5 protein-coding genes and 1 pseudogene are annotated in these 9,809 nt (G+C 49.9%); 2 read left to right on the top strand and 4 right to left on the bottom strand.

Going from position 1 to position 9,809, the window contains the following annotated elements:
• Positions 1-693: 693 nt before the first annotated feature.
• Positions 694-879, top strand: a pseudogene (locus tag FOI68_RS24165) (MocR-like pyridoxine biosynthesis transcription factor PdxR); the annotation flags it as partial.
• Positions 880-1,197: 318 nt separating this feature from the next.
• Positions 1,198-2,427, top strand: coding sequence for a WG repeat-containing protein (locus FOI68_RS22380; protein WP_143864380.1), 1,230 nt, complete (start codon positions 1,198-1,200; stop codon positions 2,425-2,427).
• Positions 2,428-2,501: 74 nt separating this feature from the next.
• Here the strand turns inward: FOI68_RS22380 and FOI68_RS22385 are convergent, their stop codons facing one another.
• The 4 genes from FOI68_RS22385 to FOI68_RS22400 all read right to left on the bottom strand — a co-directional run bounded on the left by FOI68_RS22385 (position 2,502) and on the right by FOI68_RS22400 (position 9,345).
• On the bottom strand, positions 2,502-3,002 hold the full coding sequence (locus FOI68_RS22385) for a group II intron maturase-specific domain-containing protein (RefSeq protein WP_143864383.1): 501 nt from the start codon (positions 3,000-3,002) through the stop codon (positions 2,502-2,504).
• Between the two features lie 302 nt (positions 3,003-3,304).
• Positions 3,305-4,489, bottom strand: a complete 1,185-nt coding sequence (locus tag FOI68_RS22390) for a GIY-YIG nuclease family protein (protein ID WP_143864381.1) — start codon at positions 4,487-4,489, stop codon at positions 3,305-3,307.
• Positions 4,490-6,574, bottom strand: a complete 2,085-nt coding sequence (locus FOI68_RS22395) for a DEAD/DEAH box helicase (RefSeq protein ID WP_143864382.1) — start codon at positions 6,572-6,574, stop codon at positions 4,490-4,492. It abuts the gene before it with no gap.
• Positions 6,571-9,345 (bottom strand): class I SAM-dependent DNA methyltransferase, encoded by a 2,775-nt coding sequence (locus tag FOI68_RS22400; RefSeq protein WP_035297057.1) that lies wholly within the window; start codon positions 9,343-9,345, stop codon positions 6,571-6,573. Before FOI68_RS22400 ends, FOI68_RS22395 begins: the two co-directional genes overlap by 4 nt.
• Positions 9,346-9,809 lie beyond the last annotated feature (464 nt).

A 9,809-nucleotide genomic window follows, 5' to 3' on the forward strand; every position in this document is an offset into this window, starting at 1 on the left:
GCCCAGTTCAATACCGAGCTGAGGCTGCGTAAAGCAAGGGCTTGTTTTGAACTGTCCACTTGACGGGGATAAGACCAGTTTGTAGAGGAGGGCTTATATTTTGGTGTCAAACGCGGTTTTCGTTGCCGTTTCTTTTCGAAGGGTTGCTCAATATGTGAAAAGACTTTTATTGTTTTTTCAATTTTAATTCAGAAACATGAATATTCATAATTCCCTTTCTTCAAGGAAACAGGGTGACGAAGGACGAGTGAAACATAAAAGTTGCAATCACTTCATTTTGCCGGCGCATCAGATACATGAACAGCGTAATGGCTCTAGGCATAGAGAGAATATTACGCACTCGCGGTGCAAGAATAGCACCACTTATCCCCATACTATTTAACAGTGGAATCTACTTGATGGTCATCTCCCAAGTGGTAGGTAATGACCGTGTATAATGCGCACATGGGCAGCTTGTACGAACTCCCCATCAAGTAACAACACGTTGCGAAGCCTCATAACACTTATCTTTACATGATTGAAAACACTAACTTTCTGCCCTCCTTCTTTACTTGAACTCTTTCTGAGTACTTCCGTGCCTTCTGGATAATGATGTACGGATATGCCCATTCGACTCCCTGACGTTTTTGCAGTTCCCCGTACAGTTCTGTCAGTGTCAGCGGTGCTTTCGCCTCCTCCAAAATGGCTTCCACTTCCGCCAAAGCAAATGACGATTTAGGCAGCCCTTTGCTGACGCAAAAAGCAATTTTGCCATTTATTCATTCTAAAAGAATAATGGATCATATGAAAAAACTAAGAACTGCCCTTAAGATAAGGCGGGATTTAGTTCTTGAGATTCTGACAAAGCATTCCCCTACTGGAGTATCCTGGTTAATGCCGGATACTTATGCTTCTCCGTAAATTCCAGGATTGCATTTAAACACCCGCTGCTTCTTCCTTTCTTGCAGATGCAGAATACACAAGCAAAGCAGCGGTAGACCCTAGTACAAGAAGAACTTTACACATAAATTTTCACTTGACTGAATAGTTATATTTTACTAAATTTAGATAAAAACATTATAATATTTTTTTTGGATTGGATGCTGCGTGATTTCATCTACATATGACAGTCTGGGAAAAGGATCACATTTTGCAAGTAAGAAAAGAGAGATTTATAGTAGGTTATTATCATTTTATAGATTACTTTAGGGGGAAAAAATGAAAAAATTAATAGTTTCCTTTCTTGTCACTATAATGGCAGTCATGAGTTTTACCATTTTTAGAGTTCAAGCGCTTGAACCTGACACAACGAATCAATTGTATCCCTTGAGAAAACCTAGTGGTTCTTCCTATTGGGATACGAGTAACCCTTCGGAATGGGCTTTAAGTGATGCCACGGGTAAAATTCACGCCAAGTTTACTCTACCTGCTCATACAAGTCTTATGGAATTTAAAGATGGTATCGGCATTGTTCGAAATTCGAAAGCTTATAAATGGGGGTTAATTTATGATAAAGGAAAGATTATCGTAAACTATAAATATGATTATATCTCATCATTTTTTGAGGGATTCGCTTGTTTTAGACAGGGTGGCAAATATGGATTTATTGATAAAAAAGGAAATGAAGTCATCAAAGCACAATTTGATTCGTGTGGCGGTTTTAAATTTGGACGAGCTGTAGCATCAATCAACAAAAAGTATGGAATGATTGATCGAACTGGTAAGTGGATTATTAAACCAGAATTTGATGGTATTAGTTATTTTCCATGGACACAGCAATACTCTAATGATCCTATCCTGATAAAACAAGGCGATTACTATGGATATATTGATAGTAAAGGAAACATTGTCATCCCTCCAAAATTTGTAAGAGCCCAAGAATTTTCTGAAGGTTTGGCTGCTGTTCAAGAACAGGGAAAACAATTAGGATATATTAATTGGAATGGATATTATGTAATCTTACCTCAATTTTATTACGCCACTCCTTTTTATAATGGTATTGCTTATGTTAGTGCCTGGAAAGCCGATGGTAAAACTTTAGGCGGCGCACTTATTAATAAAAAAGGTGAGTGGATCGTTCCGCCAGGAGATTTTGCGCCATTTGCAGGCGACGCTAAAGGATCTGAAGGAATTCTTAGTTTCTCTACCTATGCACCCGATGGTTTAGCCTACGTAGGTGCAGTTAATACCAAAGGTGAGATTATAATACCGGCAAAGTTTGAGAGTATAGGACTTTTTTATAACGGTATAGCAATGGTACGATTACATGGAGGGCAGGAAGGCTTCATTAATACGAAAGGAGAATATGTAGTCGAACCTACTTATTTTGGATCGTTTAAAAGTGAGTATGGTGCATTAACATTTAGAAATGGTTTGTACGCTATAAACGGGGGATTAGACGGATATCTAGATTATAAAGGTAAACTCGTTATCCCTCCCTATCGATAGTTGAATCGAGTAGGAGGGGGCGGCTAGCCCCCGTCTCCTCACACCACCGTACGTACCGTTCGGTATACGGCGGTTCATGTTGTGGAATGAAACATGTCAAGTCTTTCGACTAAGCTTTTGAGTCCTTGTTCCCGCCAGTAGACGAGACCGAGGGCTTTATTTAATTGCGGTGTGTGGGAGAGTCTCCAGTAACCTTTTCGCGAACTACTTATAAGAATGGCTTGCTCCTCTGGGATTCCGAGGGCCATCAGATTCTTTCTTCTTGTCTTCGGTTTCTTCCAATGTTTTAGAAGGCACATTCTTAGCCTTCGCCGCACCCATTCATCTAGGGATTGGAACACGCTTCGCGTATCCGCTAGGCGAAAATAACTACTCCACCCAAGAAGGTATTCATTGAGTTTCTGGATCCGTTGTTCCATGGATTGACTTTTCCTTCGACTTGTCAACTCTCGTATTTTCGTCTTGAACCGTTTTACCGTTTTCGATGCGAGACGTATTTTGGATTCTTTATGCCACGTGAAGGAAAAGCCGAGAAATTTCCGATTCCATGGTCGATCCACCGCGCTTTTCTCCATGTTCACTTTGAGCCCAACTTGGATTGTATTCAACTATCCGTATTGGTTCCGCCATGAGCCCTCCAAAGGTCAATGTTCCTATACTCTACTGCCCGTTAACTGAGTAAGGGGCCTCACTGCTCTCTGTCGCATAAACTACCTAGTTCAATAGCATTCGGTGGTAGATTCATGATTTTCTCCGGACTCGGTGGGCGTGATTTTTCGGATTCACCGGCCTAAATATTTCCGGAACAGGTGGCGGTATTGACTGGAATATGCACAATGTCGTCTTTCCCGCATTTCATCATCTGAGCATCCCATCTCTACTGAGCAAGGCAGACCAAACTGGCCGTCCTGGGATCATAGGCCACATTGGTAATTGAGCCATCCCGAATACGGCGCACCGCTTCGTCAATCACGTGCAGTGGCACGAGGAACCATTCCTTTGGCCGTACAGGGTGGCCAAAGCGGTCATGGATGGTGAGGTCGAGCTGGGCCGGTGCAAAGATGCGGTGTAATATACCTTCCAGTTTCGTTCGGTTGATACCGGCCAGTTTGTAGGTGGCGACGACCTCGACATCCGCCAGCAGGTAGGTGGCATCGTGCGCCGCATTAGCGATGCGTGTTTCAACTTTACCGCCCGTTACGCCAATCTTATGAATGAGTTCGCGGTGCTCCGCAATGAAGGGGTGATTGGACAGGCTGCGCAGGACATAGATAGTACCACTTTCGATATCGCCTTCGTCCCAGATTGAGCTGAACAACGGCCCGGAAACCGGCTCAGTCACGCGGCGCCCAGCCTCGTCTTTGTACAGCGCACGCTGCAAAGACCTGAGCAGGAGATTACTTTCGGTACCGTTAGAGTATATGACTCTAAGCCGAGCATCAGGATGACCATTCGGTGCTCGAAATTCATCCCCCTTCTCAGCCACGTAGACAAGTTGGCCGCCCAAAATAAAGAAGTTACCCGTATTGACACTCGCATCCTTACCAAATGGCCGCGTTTGTCGAACACCAGATTTGATTTCGCGCTCAACCTGCTCAAACAGCGGCCGGAAGTGTTCGAAGTCCTCACACTTCTCGCGTTTGGCGATCTCCTCGGCCGCCCGTATTTCGGCTCGCGAGCGCACATGGCGTAGTTCTGTAATGCTGGAAGGGCCATCCGCGCCTTCAAGTGCAGCGAGCAATTCATCGTCATCCATCGATTCCACCGGGTTGACCGACGCATTCTCAGCCCCACTCAGTAGCCCTTGGTAATCGAGTGGCACAAGAAGATCCCTGCATTCCTCTAACGCACGTAGGCGATCGAGTCGCACGGCATAGAGCCGCTCGAAGATATCGTTGTCTTCCCCATGCTGTGGAGCACGGCCATACCGATCGACAAATCGCTGGATTTCCTCAAACCCCGCGATGATGCGTTCCTCACGTGGCGAGTGAGAGCTTGTCTTCGCTATCTCCGTGTCCACACCAAGCGCATCTAGTAGTTCGTCATCAGAAAGCCTAGACATTTATCTCCCTCCACTACCTTCTGCGGCCTTTTGCTGGGCACGATAGCGCTGCAACGCTGCGACACCTTCGGCCATGCGCTTCTCCCATGGGTCTTGCGCATTTATGTCCGGTAGTCGCCCGTGCTCCTTCTTGAATTGCAAAGCCCGTTCAGCCAACGTTCTGGCATCTTCGTAGGGGATACTGACACGCTTCGCCGCAATCGCGGCCGCAACCTGTTTCAGACTGTCCTCACTCATCGTCTTGGCGAGGATGGCGTAAGCTTCGCCGAAAGGATTGATGCTGTCGATGAGGTCGATATCCAATTCCCGCACGTCCATCGCGAACTTACGCACGTTGTCGATGAAGGCAGTATTGGCTAACGGCTCGTTGCTCCCCCCGGAGTTGCCGCCGATCCCAATTTTCTTGGCCTGTTGCGTCAGGTTAAGCGCAGCGATGGCGTGCTGGCGGACCGCTTCCAGATCCTCTTCCTCGAGGTTGGGGTACTTTTCCCTAATGATCTTGCCCATCCGAAGCTGAGTCAGCTCCTCCGGCACCAGTTCTTGATCAAACAAGCCACGCTCCAAGCTGGTCTTGTCCTGAACGAAAGTCGCGATCACTTCGTTCAGATCCTCTCGACAAATGCGCACGGCTTCCTCGCTCTTGGGCTCGGAGAGACCCATGATCTCGATCTGCAACTGTCCCGTTTCGTGGTTGAAGCCGACGTTGCACTTTTCTGGGTCATAACCGCCGTCTCCATAGTCGAACCCTTGTACCGGACCGCTCGCTGGATTCTTGGGCTTGAACTCAAAACGAGGCGTAAGGACCTGCTCCATCAGAAGGCTGGCAGCAATGGCTTTCAAGGTGTCGTTCACGGCCTCGGTAACCGCCTGCTCGGAGGCGTCAGGCTCGGCGATCAGGTTGGTGAAACGGGCGCGAGTTTTGCCTGGCGCGTCGCGGGTCGTACGGCCGATAATTTGCACGATTTCGGTGAGACTAGACCGATAACCAACCGTCAGTGCGTGCTCACACCAGATCCAGTCGAAGCCTTCCTTCGCCATGCCGAGGGCGATGATGATGTCTACATGGTCGCGGTTGTTTTTTTGCGCCGGATCTTTCAGTGCCGCCACCACTCGGTCGCGCTTCGTCGGATCATCGTCCACGAGGTCGGCGATCCGGAGGATTCGGCCACCTGGCGTCTTGACAAGCTGGAAGCCGGTCGCAGGATCAGTCCCTTGCCATTCACCCAGCTCTTCGATGATGTGCTCGACCTCCCTGATCTTGTCCTTCGTGCTCTCACGCGAATTGACGTTCGGGATGTGGATGATGGTCTTCTCGGCCGGGTCAAGCACCTTGAGGATGTCATCGGTGTATGAACCGGAATAGAAGAAATAGCCAATGTCGAGCTGCTTCAGGTACTCGTATCCGTTGAGCTGCTCGTAATAGGTGTAGGTAACGGTATTGAACTTCGCCTCATCCTGAGGGGCTAGCACGGCTTCGGCGTCGCCGCGGAAGTACGAGCCGGTCATCGCCACGATATGCACACGATCGCGGGCAATGAACTGCCCGAGATACAAGCCGAGCTTGTTATCGGGGTTGGCCGAGACGTGGTGAAACTCATCCACCGCGATGAGCCGATCGTCAAACGCCTCTACTCCGAACTGATCGACGGCAAAGCGGAAGGTAGCGTGGGTACAGACCAGCACCTTATCATCACTTTCAAGGAACGCCCCCACCGACTTGACTTTGCCACCGTTGTCCGCGCCAGGCGCGTTACATAGGTTCCATTTCGGCTCCACGTGCCAGTCAGCCCAAAAGCCGAACTGACTCAGCGGCTCGTCGTTGAAGCTCGCACCGATGGATTTTTCGGGTACCACAATAATCGCCTGCTTGAGCCCCTGGTTGTGGAGCTTGTCAAGAGCGATGAACATCAGCGCTCGGCTCTTGCCGGAGGCTGGCGGCGACTTGATAAGCAGGTACTGCTCGCCGCGCCGCTCATAGGCGCGTTCCTGCATCGGTCGCATGCCCAGCGCATTGACCTTGGCCGCACTTCCGTTGCGGGCGTAGGACACCGAAATGGAGGGGATTGATTTATTTCCGTTGGTCATGCGTCTGCCCTCCTCTTGCCCTTCTTGGTCGGTTTCGTTGAAGCCGTCATTTTGGTGTAAAGCTCGAACAGCTTTTCCAGCCGCTCGGTGTCGTTGCGAAAACGACGTCCTATGTAGATGCGCTCCACCACTTCGTCGTTACGCTCATGCGCCTCGCGTAGATTAGCAGGCATCTTCTCAGGATCATAGAGTTCGGCGATCGTCGCCGGGAAATGCGCCTCGCGGGCCAGCAGGATGTCCTCGGCACAACGTGTAAGGTCGGCCTTGTTCTTCTCGGTCAGCGTGGGGACGGGGAAGGTATTCCATCCGAGTGTGTTCGAATAGCGGAAATCGGTTTTCAGTTTACCGCAGACGGTTGCTATCCAAACAAGGTGCAGGCGCGACGCTATCAAGGCCATATTCCATAGAGGGGCGTCGATTATCATGAACGCGAGGTTGGATACAACCGTTCCGGCAGGTAGAAGTCCAACCGGGAACCATTCGCGGCGTTCTGAACTGACCGACGGGATGATGATTACGTGTTGACTCGGAATTTCGCCCCTGTGCTGAAACCGATGCGGCACTTTTGAAAGCTGTTCCCTCGTTTCCTTCTTCTTGCTTTTCACCCTAAGCGCAGCGACGCGGTTAAGCCGTTCGGAGATAGGGATGATCTCGCGCGCTAGTGGGACATCATGATCCGATATTACAAGGCATGATCGCGTCAATCCTTGCAAATAATCTTGCGATCCAAAGAATGGATGAATAAATCGTGCTGCGTTCGGGTACTCCATCACTAGTGAACGAACTTCCTCTGGGTCGAGTATCAGGTTTCCACCGTCATTAGGGACACTCCCGGTCTGCATTGGCGAAAGTAATTGCGAAAGAGGCGTAGGACGGCTTTCGATGAACAAGTCTGCGCCATCGATCAGATATGCATTGATATTAGATACTGAATGAGAAAAATCCCCGTCAAAGATTCTTTTCTTAATCTGTTTGCCTTTCGAGGCGATCCCGACAATCACACAAGTGACACCAGCGTTTCGCGCCGCATTGTTTGACCATTTGAATGAATGGTGTGCAAATACGATCTCAATATCCTCACCCAAAACATGAGGCCAAAGCTGGGGTAATTGCCGACCTTGGCACACAGAGTTGGTCGCTACGAATGCTGCTACCGCACCGGTCTTTCGGCAATATTCGGCTGCCAGGACAAACCAGCAACCAACATAGTCAACATATCCAAACTTGTCAGTGCGACCACCGAAGATGAACCTCATATCGTCAAGGTGCTGGCCTTCCTTCTTGCCTTTTCCAGAGTACGGTGGATTGCCGCAGATGTACGTTTCTCCACCTTCATTCTCAAAGTCAATCTGCGCCTGATCGAACGGCGTGTGAAACGGGTCGTCAGCGTGGAGCTTCACACCTGTTCCAGTTGGTGGGCAGATACTAAGCCAGTCCAGTCGCAGGGCATTGCCACAGATAATCCAGTTGTCCGCTGTGAGCGGCAAAAATTCGGATAGAGCTAGGCTCATTCCACGATAAAGAACGTCACACTGGAACTCCGCAATGATGAGGGCCAGGCGTGCAATTTCGGCCGAAAAGTCGCGTATCTCGATGCCGCGGAAGTTGGTCAATGGAATGTCACTCTTACGCTCACGTTCACCACGTCGTCGGTTTATCTCGGCCTCAATCGCGCGCATCTCTTTGTAAGCGATGACCAGGAAGTTGCCTGAGCCGCAGGCAGGATCAAAAACCCGGATCCTAGATAGGCGCTTGCGCAGGTTAAGCAACTTGCGAGGGTTGTCACCCGCAGCTTCAAGCTGCGCACGCAAATCATCCAAGAAGAGTGGGTTGAGCACCTTCAGGATGTTTGGCACACTCGTGTAGTGCATGCCGAGCTGACCGCGCTCCTCATCGTCCGCAACGGCTTGGATCATCGAGCCAAAGATGTCCGGGTTGATCTTCGTCCAGTCCAGGGCGCCAATGTGCAACAGGTAGGAGAGCGCGATCTTGCTGAACCTTGGTACATCTACACTACCCGAGAAGAGTCCGCCGTTCACGTAAGGGAACGCGTCGGCCCAGCGTGGCAATTTTGCTTTCTCGCGGTCAGGAACCTTCGTATTCATGGCGCGGAAGATTTCGCTAATCACTTCATGCGTGTTCGAGGCATCGCGTGCGCTCATCTTCTGGACGGTGTCGGTGAACAGACCCGTCCCGCTGAAGATGCCGGTTTTCTCGGCAAAGAAGCAGAAGATCAGCCGCGCTATGAAGTGGTTCATCTCGTGGCGCCGTTCGGCCGTTCCCCATTGCGGGTTGTCTTTCAACAGCTCGACATAGAGCTTGTTCAACCGGCCCGTCGCCCGGATGTCGAAAGAACTTTCTCGGACCTGCTTGACGGTCGTGATCCCGGCAAGCGGCAGGAAAAAGCCAAAGTGATCTGGGAAATCCTGATAGGCGCAGACAACCGTTTCGCCGGTCTCCAGATCCTCGGCCTCGAAGTCTTCCCCGTCAGTGGCGAGGATGTAGCGCGCCTTCGCCCTAGACGTTGCCGGGCTTGATTTCAATGCGGCAAGAGACTTGGTAACTTCGCCAGGTTGGGCGACTACGATATGGATGTTATTCGTCTGTAGGACTCCGCCCAGGTCAGACTTATTCGTTTCGCCCGAGCGCAGGCGCTTGATAGTCGTCTCTTTGTTCCCGAACGCCCGCAAGAAGGCAAACGGGAACTCCTCCTTGTCAAAAGGCTGGGCCACCAAATCGGACACTGCTGCTTCGATTTCTACTGGGTTCATTTCGCCATCAAGTCCCCTCCCGGTTAGGTTCTGTTGCCGACATATGAAGCCCTAGTGCACTCTCTGTGGCAACAGTAAACGCCGTTCCAACCATACCCGACTATCAATGCGATCGATAGTCGAGTTTATATTTTACCGCTGCCTTGGAATGCAGACTCTTAACGACAGTATGTCATTTCTACTTTGAATATAGTAACACCTAAATTTGAAGTCTATCAAGGTGGACTGACTCATCCATCTATTCTTCGTAAGGGTCTGGGCTACCAAGTTACGCCCAGCGGAGTCGGAGTGGAAATATATACGGTCCTTACATCGATTTTTGTTCCGCAGGGCGTGTCTCTTCGGGAGGTCTTGCGAGGGTCTGTCAATAATTTTGTGTAAACTCCAATAGCCGTTAGGCTCAGCGGAGATATGGTTGAACTCGCTCCGGAAACTGAACGGACAGTTGCAACAGAATTTGGCCC

The sequence above is a fragment of the Brevibacillus sp. LEMMJ03 genome, from assembly GCF_007197875.1.
Taxonomy (GTDB): domain Bacteria; phylum Bacillota; class Bacilli; order Brevibacillales; family Brevibacillaceae; genus Brevibacillus; species Brevibacillus thermoruber.